The organism is Caulobacter sp. SRI_008, from assembly GCF_057586355.1.
The window spans coordinates 100,582-116,067 of record NZ_JBYCZS010000002.1 but is presented as its reverse complement, the minus strand read 5'-3'; the positions used below and the strand labels follow the sequence as shown (position 1 = coordinate 116,067).

Sequence of the window (15,486 nt, the reverse complement as noted above, 5' to 3'; positions counted from 1 at the left end):
TGGCCTAACCCTAGTACTTGTAGGTGAAGCCCATGAAGAAGCGGCGGCCGAAATAGCCCTGCTCGATCAGGCGGATGTCGCCCGCCGTCGAGACCTCTTCTTCCTTGGTCAGGTTCTTGCCTTCGACGAACAGCTGCAGGCCCTGCGGACCCGGCTTCCAGGTGATCTTGCCGTCGAGGTAGCCGGTCGGCTCCTTGAACACCGGCTGGCCCGAGGTGTCGGCGGCCGAGGACAGGTACTTGGAGCGGTAGTTGTAGGCCAGGCGGGCGTTGACCGGGCCCTTGTCGTACCAGACCGTCAGGTTGGCGCTGCTCTTGGACAGGCCGGGGAACGGCAGCGGCGAGCCGTCGAGGGTCGAATAGAGCTCGACGTCCTTGGCTTCCTGATAGGTGTAGTTGGCGTCGACGCCGAAGCCGGAGAACACCCCCGGCAGCCAGGTCAGGGCCGTCTTGCCGGTCAGCTCGACACCCGAGATCTTGGCCCCGTCGCCGTTGATGTAGGTGTTGTAGTTGTAGAGCACCCCGTCGCCATAGACGTCGACCTTGCCGATCAGGGTTTTGGACGACAGGTAGAACGACTTGATGTCCTTGTAGAACAGACCCAGCGACAGCTGGGTGTCGTTGTTCGGGTACCACTCGAACGACAGGTCGTACTGGTTGGCGCGGTAGGGCTTCAGGTTCGGGTTGCCGGCCGTGCAGCTCGGCTCGTCGAACTCGCCGTTGGCGTCGGGCGAATTGTCGGTGGTGCAGCTGACCGTCGGCATCAGATAGTCCATGCGCGGACGGGCCATCAGCTGGGCGAAGCCGGCGCGCGCCGACAGCTTGTTGGGCTGCAGCCACAGGCCCACGTTGAAGCTCGGCAGCCAGACCGTGTAGTCCTTCTCCATGCTGGCCTGGGTGTTGCTCAGCACATAGGTGGTCGAGGTCCCGCCGTTGGTCGAGGCGTAGGTCTCGCTGCGCGTCTGGGCGCCCGAAGCCACGGTCTTGGTGTGCACCCGGCGCCAGCCGAAGTTGCCGTTCACGTCGTAGTCGAACAGCGGGAAGGCGTAGTTGAACTTCAGGTACATCGCGTCGGTCTGCTCGGCGATCCGATAGGGGATCTGCTCGTAGGTGTTGCCGTCGCTGCCGGTGGTGCTCACCAGGTTGTTCAGGTTGAAGTGCGAGGTGTCGAGGTACTGCGCCACCTTGGCGAAGTTCGGATAGAGCCAGGTCGAGGGCAGCGAGCCGCCGCCGTAGTAGAAGGCGCTGGGCAGGGCCGTCATGGCGTTGGCGAACACGGCGTTGGAGAACGCCCGCGACCAGGTCTCGGTCGTCGACCAGTAGCCGGTGGTATAGGCGGCCGAGGCGGCGGTCGCCGCCGTCTGATCGGCCGTGGCCGAGTTGCTGACCGTGGCCGTCGAGTTGACCGCGTTGCTGTAGATCACGACGTCGTCGGTGGTCGAATAGAGGTTGTCGCCGCCGTCGATGATGTAGCCGCCGTAGCCGTAGCCCGAGGTCGAGAAGTCGGTGGCGCGGCCGCCGAACTCGATCTTCTTGAGGAACGGCAGGTCGGTCTCATAGTCGAAGTCCAGCTTGTATTGCTTCTCTTCCGACTGCGAGTTCGACGGGCGATACTGGATCTGCCACTGGCGGATCGCCGAGGCGTCCGACGGGCTGTAGCCGCTGGCGAAGGTGAACGAGGGCGCGCCCGTGGTCGGGTTCAGCGTCACGGTCATGCCGGGGGTGTCGAAGCTGACGCTGACATTGTTGGTCTGCGACACCGTCGAGGTCTCGGCGTTCGAGCCCTGGAAGTCGATCTGCAGGCGCTCGCCGCGATAGGTCCCGCCGAAATTGTAGTAGTCGCTCGACGAGTCGTAGGCGAAGTCGCGCGAGCTGATGCTGAAGCCGTTGTAGCCGCCGCTGCCCGACGTGGTGAGGCAGTTGCCCAGGGTGTACTGGATGACGTTGTGGTTCTTGTCGACCACGACCGAGCTGGCCGTGGTGTCGGTCGACGAGCACGAGGCGCCGCTGGCGGCGGTGTTGCGCAGACGGGTCGCCGAGGTGAAGTCGGTGCCGTAGTTGATGTCGTTCAGGCGCTGGCTGCGCTCATTGCGGTTGTAGCTTGCCCAGATGTCGATCCGGTCGCTGACCTTGTACTGCACCGTGAACTCGGCCGAGAGGCGCTCGTCCTCGCGGGTCCAGACGCCGTAGCGGGCCACGCGCGGCGCGTAGTCGTACCACTGGCTCTGGCAGGCCGTGCGCAGGTTGCTGGTCGAGATCTGGCTGGTGTCGGGCGAGGTCAGGCTGGAGCAGCCGGCATAGGTGCTGACGCCGCTGGCCAGGTCGTTGATCTCCTGGCTGTAGGCGGTCGAATAGTAGTCGACGGTCTTGTCGGTCGAGCCGTCGAAGTCGGCGAACCGGCCCCACGACGAGTTGCGGACATAGTCGCCGCGGGTGTTGACCTTGTCGTAGGTGACGTTGGCCATCAGGCCCAGACGCCCGTCGAACAGCTGGGTGGCGGCGAACAGGTTGCCGCGCGGCTTCCAGCCCTTGGCCGTGTCGAGGTTCTGCATCGAACCGGTCAGCGACAGGGTCGGCTTCTTGAAGTCCAGCGGCTTGCGGGTGGTCACCGAGACCGTGCCGCCGACGCCGCCCTCGGTCATGTCGGCCGTGAAGCCCTTGAACACGTCGATCGACTTGACCAGCTCCGAGGCCAGCTCGCGGAAGTCGTTGGCGCGCCCACCGCCGCCATAGACGTTGATGTTGCCGGCCGTCGACAGCGTGCTCATGCCGTTGATCTCGACCCGGTTCAGGTCGGGCTCGACACCGCGGATCGACACCGCGTTGCCTTCGCCGAAGTCGCGGGCCAGCTGTACGCCGGTCACCCGGCCCAGGGCCTCGCCGACGTTCTTGTCGGGGAACTGGCTGATGTCTTCCGCGACGATCGAGTCCGAGATCGTCCCCGCCCGCTTCTTGCGGCCCATGGCGCTCTGCAGGCTGGCGCGGGTGCCGACGACCACGATCTCCTCGACCTTGTTCTCCACCGTGGCTTCCGGCGCGGCCTTGGTCGTGTCCGTGGCCTGGGTCGCCGGATTCTGGGTCGCTTGCGCCAGGGCGATCGACGAGCTCGAGCCCAGGATGGCCGCGGCCAGGCCCGTGGTGATCAGCAGCCGGTTGTCCCGGCGCGCTTTGTGGTTGGTCGACATGGTTTCCCTCCGAGAGACAGGCGGTGACCGCCCTTGTCGTCGCGGCGCATGGGCCGCGGTTTGTTGACTGAAGATGCGGACAAGCCCGTCGCGGCGGCGGTCACGACCAGCGACCTGGCGTGGCGAGACGATCTGGGCGGGCTTGCAGGGGACGCCGAAAGAACCCGCCCAGACGCACGGCGGGCGTCAGGCCAGGCGACGGTCGCCATGGATCGGCGCCGGCGTTTCGGTGTCGTCGCCCAAGGCGCGGGGGTTGCGCGCCACGGCGAATGTTCGAGCGATCTTCAATAGCGCCGCGGATCTTTGATCTCTGCGACCCTGAAAAACTTCATCGGGACGACGATATTGTCAACATGAGTCGAGGCAATGAAGGCAAAATAACGCCACATTCCAAAGATGTTACATCCATCTCGGATTTGTATTTGAACATACGGCCGAGATTATCGGCGCTCACAACAATAACGATGTTCAAGATTTCGATATTTATCTTCTAACGGCGATATCTTTCATGCTCGCCATCTTGCACCACCCAGGCGCGCCGCGCCGAGACCGCTCGCCTATTCAGGCGAGCGCGCGCCACAGCACATAGGCGGCCGTCGCCACCACCATGGCGGCGAACAGCCGGCGGGCCAGCAGGGCCCGCGAGGCCAGGTGCGGCGCCAGGCGCGTCCCCGCCAGCACCCCGACAGCGCCGCCCGCGACCAGGGCCAGCAACAGCCTCCCGTCCACGAGGCCCGAGGCGGCGTAGCTGACGCTGGTCGCCGCGCCGAACAACGCCACCGACACCAGGGACGAGGCCGCGGCGTTGGCCAGGGTCATGCCGGCCGCCGCCATCAGTCCCGGCGCGATCAGGAAGCCGCCGCCGATGCCGAAGAACCCCGCCGCCAGGCCGGTCGCCGCCCCGGCCGGAACCAGCCGCGCGGCCTTGCCCGGGTCGATGCGGACGGCCGGATCGCCCGGCGAACGCGGGGCGCGGAACATCGAAAGGCCGACGGCCGCCATGGCCAGGGCGAACCAGGCCAGCAGGTGACCGCCCGGCAAGGCCTTGGCCGCGTGGGCCCCGACCAGCGAGCCGACGAGGCCGGGCGCGCCGAAGGTCAGGGCGCAGGGCCATTTCACCCGGCCGGCCCGCGCCTGGGCCGCCAGGCCGACGGCGGCGTTGACCGCCACGGCCGCCGCCGAGGTCCCGATCGCCACATGGGCGTCGCTCACTCCGACGACGTAGAGCAGCAAGGGCGTCGCCAGCACCGAACCGCCGCCGCCGAACAGCGTCAGCAGCAGCGCGACCAACGCCCCGCTGAGGGCGGCGGCGACAAGGCTCGCGTCCATGGCTTCACGCCGACGCCGGACGGTTCCAGGGCGCCAGGGCCAGGAGTCTCGCCATGCCGCAGAAGCCGGTGATCCCGGCGAAGGTCAGCCCCGCTCCGACGAAGCCCGCCACGCCCAGGAACCAGGGCGAGACGGTCAGGCCCAGGACCACGCCCGACAGCACCAGCAACCCGGCGACGATCTGCACCTGGCGCATCATCTCCAGCGGCGCCTTGCGGTCGGTCTCGACGGGCAGGCCCGCCCGGTCCCAGGCGTCGAGCCCGCCCTCCAGCACGTGCGCCGGACCCGCGCAGGCGGCCGCCAGACGCTGGCCGTTGGCGCCCGTGCGCAGGCCCGAGCGGCAGGTGAAGATCACCTCGCGCCCGCCAGGCAGGTCGAGGCCCGCCGCATCCAGCGTCGACAACGGGCGCGACAGCGCGCCCCGGGCCCGTCGCCGGGCGAACTCGTCGGGCTCGCGGATGTCGATCAGCACGGCGGCGCCCTGCGCCAGGCGCCGGGCCGCCTCGTCAGGCGTCAGGGGATCGAGGATCGTGGTCATGGGCGGCGGTCTCCGCTGGAGGGCAGAAGATCTCCGCGAGCGTGCCGACCACCTTGAGGGCGGCCGGATCGGCGATCCGGTACCAGAGGCTCGTGGCTTCGCGGCGCGCGGCCACGATCCCCTCCTCGCGCAACACCGCCAGGTGCTGCGAGAGGGCCGACTGCGACAGGCCGACCAGGGGCTGGATCTGCCCCACCGACCGTTCGCCGTCCGCGAGCTGGCACAGGATCATCAGCCGCCGCTCGTTGGCCAGGGCGCGCAGGAGCTTGGCGGCCTGCGCGGCGCTGGCCTCGAACTGGCTGACGTCGAAACGCGAGAGATCGAACATGATCGCCATATATTAGCTTGATCTAATTTAGCAAGCACTAATATTAAGAGCCCGCCCACCGGAGGCTCCAGCCATGCGACCCGACGTTCAAGCGTTTTTCGATCCCGCCACCTTCACCGTCAGCTACGTCGTCGCCGATCCGGCGACGCGCACGGCCGCGATCATCGACCCGGTGCTGGATTTCGAACCCAAGGCCGGCAAGCTCTCGACCGGTTCGGCCGACGCCCTGCTGGCCGCCGCCGAGGCCCGGGGCCTGACCCTGGCCTATGTGCTGGAGACCCACGCCCACGCCGACCACCTGTCGGCCGCCGACTACATCCGCGGCCGCAGCGGCGCCAAGATCGTCATCGGCGCGCGGATCGTCGAGGTGCAGAAGACCTTCATCCCGGTGTTCGAGGCCGAACTCGCCGCCGACGGCGCGGTCTTCGACGTGCTGATGAACGAGGGCGACATCCTGCCCCTGGGCGAGCTTTCGATCGGCGCGCTGCACACGCCCGGCCACACCCCGGCCTGCCTGACCTATCTGATCGGCGACGCCGCCTTCGTCGGCGACACGATCTTCATGCCCGACTATGGCACCGCCCGCGCCGACTTCCCCGGCGGCGACGCGCGGACCCTGTACCGCTCGATCCGCAAGGTCCTGGCCCTGCCGCCGGAAACCCGCGTCTTCGTCGGCCACGACTACCTGCCGCAAGGCCGGTCGGACTATCGCTGGGAAACCACCGTCGCCGAGGAGCGGGCCCGCAACATCCACGTCAGGGACGGCAAGGCCGAGGACGACTTCGTCGCCCTGCGCGCGGCGCGGGACGCGACCCTGCCGGCCCCGACCCTGTTCCTGCCGTCCCTGCAGGTGAACATCCGCGCCGGCGCCCTGCCCGCGCCGACCGCAGCCGGGAACCTGTTCCTGAGGATCCCGGTCGCGTCCTAGGGCCAATCGACATTCACCGGCCTGAGCTCATTTTTCACCGAGCATCCCCGCGAAGGCGGGGACCCAAGCCGAGGCCGCAGGTGATCCACGGCCGCGCCTCATCATGAAATCCAGCTTGGATCCCCGCCTTCGCGGGGAGACACGGATTTGAAGGGCGCGAAAAGCTGAATGTCGATACGACCTAAGCCAGCCGCCCGTACAGCCGATAGCGCTCGTCGCCGATGGCCATGAACGGCTTGAACACCACCTCGCCGCTGGCCGAAGCCGCCGTCCAGTCGTCTCCCCGCCGGCGCGCCGCCAGCCATTGGGCCCGCGTCAGCTTCACCTCGCCAGGACCGATCGGCAACAGCACCAGCGGGCCGGTCAGCAGCGCCACAACCTCGGGATGGGCGGCGTTCAGCGGCTCCAGGCGCGGGGTCATGTCGAAGGCGACCTCGACCTTGTCGCCCGGCCGCCACAGGCGCTCCAGCGCCACGAACGTCCCCGGCCGCGCCGCCACCTCCGCCGGACGGCCGTTGACCAGGATGCGGGTTCCCGCGCCCGCCCACTCCGGAACCCGCAGCATCAGCGAAAACCGCGTCGGACGGGCCGGATCGACGGCGATCGCGATCGTCGGCTCCAGCGGATAGCGGGTCTCCTGGCGCAGCGACACCGCCGCCCCGTCCACGCTCGCCGACAAGGTCGAGGGGACATAGAGGTTCACATAGAGCTTCGCCCCGTCCTGCAGATAGGCGCTGATCCCGTAGTCGGCCGCCAGCTGGATGAAGGTCCCCGAGCAGCAGGGCCACAGTTCGTCGCGATAGAATTTCGAGGCCGCGTCGCTGTAGTCGGAATAGTAGAAGGTCTCGCCCTTCTGCGTGGTGTCGCGCGCGCCGAGGATGGTGTTGTAGAGCACCCGCTCCATGCTGTCGCCGTAGCGGGGATCCTTGGTGATCTGCAGCAGCGAGCGGGCGATCTTGAAGTGGCCGTAGGCGCCGCACGGCGTCTCGAAGCTGCGATGGGTTTGCGTCAGCGACTTCAGCAGGGTCTCGCTGTCGCCCGCGCCCAACAGCTCCTCGTTGGGGCCCCAGCCGCCGGTGGCGAAGGACTGGGCGAGCACGAAATCGAAGCCGTTGCGGGCGGCCTTCAGGTACTTGTCCTGCCCCGTCGCGTACCAGGCCTGGATCGCCGAGTTCAGGGCGTTGACGTGGCTGTAGGCGTGCTTGCCGGCCAGCGGGCTCTGCCCCCGCGCCAACGGATCGAACAGCGCCTCGTCCTGCAAGTAGCGCAGGGCCAGTGTGCGATAACGCTCGCCCAGGCCCAGCCGCCAGGCCAGGAACAGGTTCTCGGGCAGGGTGTAGGGCTCGTCCCAGATCTCGGCCTCACTGGAATAGGGCCGCTGGCGGCGCTCCTCCCGCGTCAGGGCCTTTTCCGGCAGCACCGGCAGGACGGCGTCGGTGACCTTGTCCAGCGCCGGCCCCGCCTCGGCCACGCCCGCGTAGCGATACGCGTCGATCAGGCCGATCACCACCTTGTCGTAGGTGTAGGCCGGCAGGGTGTAGCCGGCGAAGAAGCGCGGCGAGATCGTCTGGGCGTACTTCACGACCAGCCCCCGCACCTTCTCCCGCGTGGCCGCGTCGTCGGTGATGGCGACATAGCGCGACAGGCCCGAGACGTACTGGCCGAAGCTGTGGCCGGGGATGTAGCCGTGCCAGTCAGCCGTGCTCCAGTCGTTGACGTCGATGTGGAAGTCGGCGCTGTCATCGTACCAGCCGCCCATGTCCTCGCCCGGCGCGGGCAGGCCGGCGCGCTGGCGGAACGGCTTCAGCAGCCGGTCGTCGTCGAGCCCCATGAACAGCCGATGCTGCCAGTCCAGCTGGTCGCGCATCTTCCCCGGCCCCAGCCGCACGCGGTCGTACGGGAAGGTTTCCAGCGCTGGGCCTTTGGCCGGAGCGACGCCCTTGCCCACCCCTTGCGCCCAGGCCGTCGGCGCACAGGCCGCGCAACAGCCGGCCATGAACATGCGGCGAGACACCATGGTCGCGTCACCTCCCCCGAGAAACGCCTCTTTCATCCTACAATTCGCCGGCGGCGGGTAGGGCGCATAGCCGCGCCCACAATTCCAAGCCCACGCTTGCCTCGCCCCGAATCCCGTCCCACTTTCGGGGGGTCATGAGCGACCGTTCCACCGGCCTCGCCCCGTCGCGGCTCACCGCGGTCCTGGGGCCCACCAACACCGGCAAGACCCACCTGGCGGTCGAGCGCATGCTCGGTCACGCCTCGGGGATGATCGGCCTGCCGCTGCGCCTGCTGGCGCGCGAGATCTACGACCGCATCGTCAAGCTGCGCGGCAAGGCCAGCGTCGCCCTGATCACCGGCGAGGAGAAGATCGTCCCGCCGCGCGCGGCCTATTTCGTCTGCACGGTCGAGGCCATGCCGCTGGGCCGCGAGGTCGACTTCGTGGCCATCGACGAGATCCAGCTGTGCGCCGATCCCGAACGCGGCCACATCTTCACCCACCGCCTGCTGCACGCCCGCGGCCGGTTCGAGACCATGCTGCTGGGCGCCTCGACCATGGCCCCGCTGGTCCGCCGCCTGCTGCCCAACGCCGAGATCGTCGGCCGCGAGCGGTTCTCCAACCTGTCCTACGCCGGCTCCAAGAAGCTGACCCGCCTGCCCCGACGCACCGCGGTCGTGGCCTTCTCCACCGACGCCGTCTACGCCATCGCCGAGCTGATCCGCCGCCAGCGGGGCGGGGCGGCCGTGGTCATGGGGTCCTTGAGCCCCCGCACCCGCAACGCCCAGGTCGCCCTCTACCAGAGCGGCGAGGTCGACTTCCTGGTCGCCACCGACGCCATCGGCATGGGCCTGAACATGGACGTCGACCACGTGGCCTTCGCCGGCCTGCGCAAGTTCGACGGCCGCCGCACCCGCTGGCTGCACCCGCAGGAGGTCGGCCAGATCGCCGGCCGCGCCGGCCGCTACACCCGCGACGGCACCTTCGGCGTCACGGGCGACTGCGAGGAGATGGACGAGGATCTCGTCCAGGCCGTCGAGGAGCACGCCTTCCAGCCGGTGATGGCCGCCGAGTGGCGCAGCGCAAAGCTCGACTTCGGCAACCTGCCCGGCCTGCTGCGCTCGCTGTCCGAGCCGCCGAACCGCAATGGCCTGACCCTTTCCCAGGAAGCACTGGACGAGCGCACCCTGCGCAAGCTGGCCACCCACGAGGATGTCGTCGCCCGCTGCAAGTCCGACCGCTCGGCCCTGCTGAAGCTGTGGGACGTCTGCCAGACCCCCGACTTCCGCAAGACCACCGACGACGACCACCAGCGGATGGTCAAGACGCTGTTCGACGACCTGACCACCGGTCGCAAGCGCCTGCCGGAAGACTGGATCAACGGCCAGTTCAAGGCGCTGGACCGCACCGACGGCGAGATCGACAGCCTGGCGGCGCGGCTCTCCGGGGTGCGCACCCTGTCCTACATCGCCAACCGTCCCGACTGGCTGGCCAACCCCGTCCACTGGCAGGGCCGCACCCGCGAACTCGAAGACAAGATCAGCGACACCCTGCACGAAAAGCTGATGGCGCGGTTCATCGACCGCCGCACCAGCGTGCTGATGAAGCAGCTGGGCGAGCGCGAGACGATCCTGGCCGGCGTCGCCGCCGACGGTGAGATCAGCGTCGAGGGCCATGTGGTCGGCCGGCTGACCGGCGTCACCTTCATCGCCGAGAAGGGCTCCAGTCCCCTCGAAGAGAAGGCCCTGCGCAACGCCGCCCAGCGCGCGGTGGGGCCGGAGATCGCCCGCCGCCTGGGCCTGCTGGCCGCCGAGCCGGACGAGGCCTTCGCCCTGACGCCCGACGGCATGATCCTGTGGCGCGGCGAGGCGGCCGGGGCCGTGCGCGCCGGTGGCGACCTGCTGTCGCCCCGCGCCCGCCTGCTGGGCGAGCTTGGTCCCCTTCCGGCGCGCGAGCGGGCCGAGCGGCGGCTCGACGCCTTCCTGGCCTCCGAGGTCGATCGCCATCTTTCGCCCCTGCGCAAGCTGCAGCAGGCCCTGGCCGGCGGCGAGCTGCGCGGCCTGCCGCGCGGCGTCGCCCACCGCCTACTGGAAGCCGGCGGCGTGCTCGACAAGCGCCCGCTCGATCCGGAACTGAAGGCCCTCAGCCAGGCCGAGCGCCGCACGCTGAAAAGCCTGGGCGTGCGCATCGGCGCCTTCTCGCTCTATTCGCCGGGCGTGCTGCGCTCGGAAGCCATCGCCTGCGCCCGCGCCCTGGATCCCGGCGGCTGGCGCGGCCCGCTCGTCGGCCTGAGCGCCCTGCCCTCGCCCCTGCCGCCGCCGCGTACGCTCGCCGCCAGCGGCCTGCGCATCGCCGGCAAGCACCTGGTTCCGGTCGAGACCCTGGAGAAGCTCGACGCCCTGCTGCGCGCCGAACAGCGCCCGGGCGGCGTGGTGCTGACCCCGGCGGCGCTCGAAACCCTGGGCTGGAGCGCGGCCGAGGCCTCGTCGGTGCTGCGCTCGCTCGACTACACCCCGGCCGTGCGCGCCAAGCCCGACGCCCCGATCGTCTGGAAGCGCCGCGGCGCCCAGCGGCTGGAGCCAAAGCCGGTCAAGGCCCGCCCGGACTCGCCGTTCGCCGCCCTGGCCAAGCTGACCGAGCCGCCGCCGCCCGCCCCTTCGGCACGGCGCAGGAAGCCCCGCCGCCGCAAGCCGGCGATCGCCGTCCCGCGCGACCAGGTCGCTTCATGAACGACGCCCACCACGACGCCCATCACGGGGAGCACCATGCGGAGCATTGCCGCGCCGACGTCTGGCTGTGGCGCGCCCGCTTCTTCAAGACCCGCTCGATGGCCGCCCGCTTCGTCGACGAAGGCCGCATCCGCCTGACCCGCGCCGGCTCGCCCGACAGCCGCATCGACAAGCCCTCCCGCTCGCTGAAGGCCGGCGACGTCCTGGTCTTCGCCATCGGCGGCCGGCTGGTGAACGTGCGCATCCTCGACTGCGGCGAACGCCGCGGCCCGGCGACCGAGGCCCGGGGGCTCTACGAGGCGGTGGAGGGGTAGACCAATGGTCCCTCTCTCATAGAGAGAGGGAGGGGCCCGCCGCGAAGCGGTGGGAGGGTGAGAGGTTTCACCCTTAGCCGAAAATTCCCGACACGCTCCGCCGCGCTTCCCAGGGGCGCCGAGTATCCAAATATTCACCGCCAGCCGCCGAGCGACCGCGTTCCATTCGGTGAGTTTGTTACCTCTCACCCTCCCACGCCTAAGGCGTGGGCCCCTCCCTCTCTCAAAGAGAGAGGGATCAAGCCTTCGCCATAGACGCCGCCGCGCCATCCGCTACCTTCGGTGGAGTTCCATTCGGGGGAGTACATCGCGTGGCGTCGTTCCGTTCGGCCGTGGCCGTCAGCCTGGCCCTGTTGCTCACCGGCGTCGCCCACGCCCAGCCCGCCGCCCCGCCCTCCGGCAAGCCCGCCAAGCCCCCGACGCCGATCCGCGCCTTCGACCTGCCGCAGATCGAGGCCTTCGGCCGCGCCATCTACCGCCAGGACATCGCCGCCTGGCTGGCCAGCGACGCCCTGGGCGACAAGGTCCCCGACCTGCGGGGCGCGGGCCTCAGGGGCTGGCTGGTCGAGGACGACGGCAAGACGGCCACCGTCCGCTTCCTGCGCGACACGGGGAACGGCCTGGAGATCGGCTACGACGTGGTGGTCGACGGCAAGGGCGCCGGCCCCGTCACCGAACCGGCCGACCGCAAGCTGACCGACGAGGAGCGCCTGAGCTTCTCGGCGCGCCAGGCCGCCATCGCCGCCCAGCCGCCCGCCTGCCGCCCCGGCTACAACACCGCCGTCGTCCGCGATCCGCAGGGCGACGGCTTCATCGTCTGGCTGCTGACGCCGTCTCCGGCCGAGGGCGCGATCCCGGTCGGCGGCCACTACCGCGTCAGCGTCGCCGCCGACGGCAAGACCATCACCCGCGTCGACGCCCTGTCGATGTCGTGCCTGCTGATGGAGCGGCCCAAGGCCAAGGCTGGCCAGCAGCCGGTCATGGTCTTCGCCACCCACCTGGTCTCCCCGACGCCAGTCGAGACCCACGCCTTCCTCAGCCTGCTCTACAAGCTGCCCATCGCCGTGGGCACGGGACCGAACGAGGTCTGGGCCGTCGATCAGGGCCGGATCAGCAAGATGGACCTGGGCAAGAAATGAGGATTGAAAACCCTCTCCCTGAAGGGAGAGGTGGCCGCGAAGCCGACGGAGAGGGAAGCGGCTACGAAGCCGGCTAGCGTTGCGGAAGCTGAAAACGACCCCCCTCCGGCCCTTCGGGCCACCTCCCCCAGAGGGGGAGGATCTCATAGCCGTCCGCGCGCGCCGCCTTTCAGCGCATCGATCTTGCGCTCGGGCCTCGGCGGGGAGGTCTCCGGCTCCAGCGCCGACAGCCAGCCGCCCGCCGGTCGCGCCGCGCGCTCCGGCGGCAGGGCCACGACGATCTTCCTCACCATCGCGGCCATCTGGCCCAGCAGCCGCACCTTTTCCGACGCCTTGCGGAAGGCCTCGCGATCGAGACCGTCCTCCATCGCCGCCCACAGGTCATCCATCGCCGCCATCAGCCGCTGCTGGATCTTCGCGCACCAGGCGCGGGAGGTCTGTTCGCTCATGACCAACAGCATGAGGCCGGCCTGGAGGCCGGGGACAGGAAACGTGTGTTTTCTTGTAAGCGATTGAATTCGTTGGGGGCGATCCGGCCAGACACGGGGATAACCCCCGCCCCCCTTACTCCCGTCATTCCCGCCCTTGTGGCGGGAACCCCTCTGTCAGCCGCAAGGGCGGGAGGGGCGGCGTGCTCAGCACGCCGCTTGAGCTTCACGTGCGAACGGAAACAGGGTTTCCCGCCACAAGGGCGGGAATGACGGGACGAAGAAGCATCCCTGTGGATAACTTCAGATCGAAAACCCGTCCACGAACCCCGGCACCTTCTCCGGCGGCATCGGGCGGCTGAAGTGGTAGCCCTGCACCTGGTCGCAGCCATAGGTGGCCAGAGCTTCCAGCTGGGCCAGGTCCTCGACGCCCTCGGCGACCACCTTCATGCCCATCGATGAGCCGAGCGTGATCACCGCCTTCACGATCGCCGCGTCCTCGGCGTTCTGGACGAAGCCCTTGTCGATCTTCAGCCGGTCGATCGGGAACTGGCGCAGGTTGGCCAGGCTCGCGTAGCCGGTGCCGAAGTCGTCCAGGGCGATCATCACCCCGGCCGCGTGCAGCTTGCGCACCGTGTCGCTGACCACGTCGGACGCCCAGCCCATATAGACGTGCTCGGTGACCTCGATGGTCAGGCGGTCGCACGGCACGCCCCAACGGGCCAGGCGCTCCTGCACCTCCTCGGCCAGGCGGCCCGAGCGGAACTGGGCGGCCGAGATGTTGACCGCCACCCGGCCAAACTCGATGCCGGCGTCCAGCCAGGCCCGCATCTGCTTCAGCGCCGTCTCGAAGGCCACGTCGCCCAGCTTGAGCGACAGATCCTGGTCCTCGAAGGCCGGCATGAAGCGGTCGGGCGTGAGGATTCCCTGCTCGGGGTGAGCCCAGCGCATCAGCGCCTCGAAGCCGGCCACGCTGCCGCTCTCCAGGTCGATCACCGGCTGGTAGTAGAGGATGAACTCGTCGGCCTCGATCGCCGCGCGCACGTCGCGCAGCAGCTCCAGCCGCTGTTCCAGGGCCGAGCGCATCGAGGGATCGAACAGGATCGAGCGGTTGCGGCCCTCGTCCTTGGCCCGATAGAGGGCGATGTCGGCGTTCTTGAAGATGTGGCTGGGGTCGGCGTCCGGGTCGCCGTGCAGCGCCGCGCCGATGCTGGCGCTGACCGAGAAGCTGCGGCCGGCGTGCTGGATCGGCTGGCGCAGCAGCTCCTGCAGGGCCTTGATCGGCCGCAGCATGTCGCCCTCGCCGTGCAGGCCGCGCAGGATCACCGCGAACTCGTCGCCGCCCAGGCGCGCCACCGTGTCGCCGGCCCGGAAGGCGTGGCGCAGCACGTCGGCCAACCGCCGCAGCAGGGCGTCGCCGGCGTCGTGGCCCAGGGTGTCGTTGATGTCCTTGAAGTGATCGACGTCGATCATGATCAGGCCGAAGATCTCGCCGGCCATCTCCGAGGCGTCGACCGCCTCCTGGAACTTGCGCTGGAAATAGGCGCGGTTGGGCAGGCTGGTCAGCGGGTCGCGGAAAGCCAGGTTCTCGACGGCCTCGGTCTGCCGGCGGCGGTCGGTGATGTCCTTGAAGAGATTCACCAGCCGCTCGGGCTTGCCGTCGCCGCCCACGAAGCGCTTGCCGACCGAGCGCACCCAGGTCTCGATGCCGTCGTCGCGATTGAGCCGGAACTCGAACACCGCCGCCTCGCCGTCGCGGCGGGCGCGCATGATCTGGGCCATGCGCTCGCGGTCCTCCTCGTGCACGATCTCCAGCGGATCGGCCTCGAACAGGCACCACCGCTCGAGCTCGGGGCAGGTGCCCGAGACGTAGACCTCGCCGGTCTTCAGATCGACCTCGCGCACCATCAGGTCGTCGAGCTCGAGCGCCAGCTTCAGCCGCTGCTCGTTGCGCTCGGCCCGCAGCGCGGTCTGGGCGTAGCCAGTGACGTCGCGGGCGGTGACGATGACGGCGAAGATGATCCCCTCGTCGCTGCGGCAGGCGGCGAACTCGCTGCGCCAGATCCGCTGGGCGCCCTCCACCACCTGGGCCCGGTAGCGCGAGAACGGCTCGCCGGACGCCAGGCAGCGCTCCAGGCTCTCGACGTCCTCCAGGTTCATCAGGCAGCGGGCGAAGGGCTCGCCCGGCGCCAGGTCGGGGGTCAGGTCCTCGTCGCGCCATTCGGCGCTGACGGCGGCCAGCCGGCCCGAGCGATCGATCAGCGCGGCCGCGAACGGCGCATGCGCGACGAAGGCCTCGAACGAGGCCATTCGAAGCCGCAGCTGCGCGTTGATGTCCTCCGCGCTCGCCGGCGGAGCGGTCTTCAGGGCCATGCTGGTCATTCTGGTGTCGGCTTCCCGACGTTGTTGTGCGGCGTATCCTCAACTACACAGTGAAACGCCTTCCATAAGAATTGGTATCTTTCGACGAACCCCGTTCTTCATTGTCGGAAGCCCGACAAAGCGCGACCAAAGCGCGACCAAAGCGCCGCTCGCGGGCGCCCGTCTGTCGGCGTCGTCAGAAATCCTGGCCC

The 15,486-nt window shown here is 69.1% G+C and carries 11 protein-coding genes; 4 read left to right on the top strand and 7 right to left on the bottom strand.

The window, feature by feature from the left end:
* Nucleotides 1-10: 10 nt before the first annotated feature.
* The 4 genes from AC2YHT_RS02575 to AC2YHT_RS02560 all read right to left on the bottom strand — a co-directional run bounded on the left by AC2YHT_RS02575 (nucleotide 11) and on the right by AC2YHT_RS02560 (nucleotide 5,379).
* Nucleotides 11-3,184, bottom strand: coding sequence for a TonB-dependent receptor (locus AC2YHT_RS02575; protein ID WP_487288028.1), 3,174 nt, complete (start codon nucleotides 3,182-3,184; stop codon nucleotides 11-13).
* Nucleotides 3,185-3,745: 561 nt separating this feature from the next.
* On the bottom strand, nucleotides 3,746-4,513 hold the full coding sequence (locus AC2YHT_RS02570) for a sulfite exporter TauE/SafE family protein (RefSeq protein ID WP_487288027.1): 768 nt from the start codon (nucleotides 4,511-4,513) through the stop codon (nucleotides 3,746-3,748).
* Nucleotides 4,514-4,517: 4 nt separating this feature from the next.
* A complete protein-coding gene (locus tag AC2YHT_RS02565; protein WP_487288026.1) occupies nucleotides 4,518-5,051 on the bottom strand; it encodes a rhodanese family protein in 534 nt (177 codons plus the stop codon).
* Complete coding sequence (locus AC2YHT_RS02560; protein ID WP_199228528.1) at nucleotides 5,020-5,379, bottom strand: ArsR/SmtB family transcription factor; 360 nt, start codon at nucleotides 5,377-5,379, stop codon at nucleotides 5,020-5,022. The genes AC2YHT_RS02565 and AC2YHT_RS02560 overlap by 32 nt, the downstream gene beginning before the upstream one ends.
* Nucleotides 5,380-5,452: 73 nt before the next feature.
* Between AC2YHT_RS02560 and AC2YHT_RS02555 the strand changes: the two genes are divergently transcribed.
* Nucleotides 5,453-6,307, top strand: coding sequence for an MBL fold metallo-hydrolase (locus AC2YHT_RS02555; protein ID WP_487288025.1), 855 nt, complete (start codon nucleotides 5,453-5,455; stop codon nucleotides 6,305-6,307).
* A gap of 181 nt (nucleotides 6,308-6,488) precedes the next feature.
* Here AC2YHT_RS02555 and AC2YHT_RS02550 read toward each other — a convergent pair whose 3' ends face one another.
* Entirely contained in the window at nucleotides 6,489-8,324 is a 1,836-nt protein-coding gene (locus tag AC2YHT_RS02550; protein ID WP_487288024.1) for a beta-L-arabinofuranosidase domain-containing protein, read from the bottom strand.
* A 134-nt stretch (nucleotides 8,325-8,458) separates the two neighbouring features.
* Between AC2YHT_RS02550 and AC2YHT_RS02545 the strand changes: the two genes are divergently transcribed.
* From AC2YHT_RS02545 to AC2YHT_RS02535, 3 genes are all read left to right on the top strand, one after another.
* Nucleotides 8,459-11,032, top strand: coding sequence for a helicase-related protein (locus AC2YHT_RS02545; protein WP_487288023.1), 2,574 nt, complete (start codon nucleotides 8,459-8,461; stop codon nucleotides 11,030-11,032).
* A complete protein-coding gene (locus tag AC2YHT_RS02540) occupies nucleotides 11,029-11,346 on the top strand; it encodes an RNA-binding S4 domain-containing protein (RefSeq protein ID WP_487288022.1) in 318 nt (105 codons plus the stop codon). The genes AC2YHT_RS02545 and AC2YHT_RS02540 overlap by 4 nt, the downstream gene beginning before the upstream one ends.
* Nucleotides 11,347-11,657: 311 nt before the next feature.
* Nucleotides 11,658-12,485, top strand: a complete 828-nt coding sequence (locus AC2YHT_RS02535; protein ID WP_487288021.1) for a hypothetical protein — start codon at nucleotides 11,658-11,660, stop codon at nucleotides 12,483-12,485.
* Between the two features lie 143 nt (nucleotides 12,486-12,628).
* Here AC2YHT_RS02535 and AC2YHT_RS02530 read toward each other — a convergent pair whose 3' ends face one another.
* Complete coding sequence (locus tag AC2YHT_RS02530) at nucleotides 12,629-12,946, bottom strand: hypothetical protein (RefSeq protein ID WP_487288020.1); 318 nt, start codon at nucleotides 12,944-12,946, stop codon at nucleotides 12,629-12,631.
* Nucleotides 12,947-13,216: 270 nt separating this feature from the next.
* Nucleotides 13,217-15,295, bottom strand: a complete 2,079-nt coding sequence (locus AC2YHT_RS02525) for a putative bifunctional diguanylate cyclase/phosphodiesterase (RefSeq protein WP_487288019.1) — start codon at nucleotides 15,293-15,295, stop codon at nucleotides 13,217-13,219.
* Nucleotides 15,296-15,486: the final 191 nt, after the last annotated feature.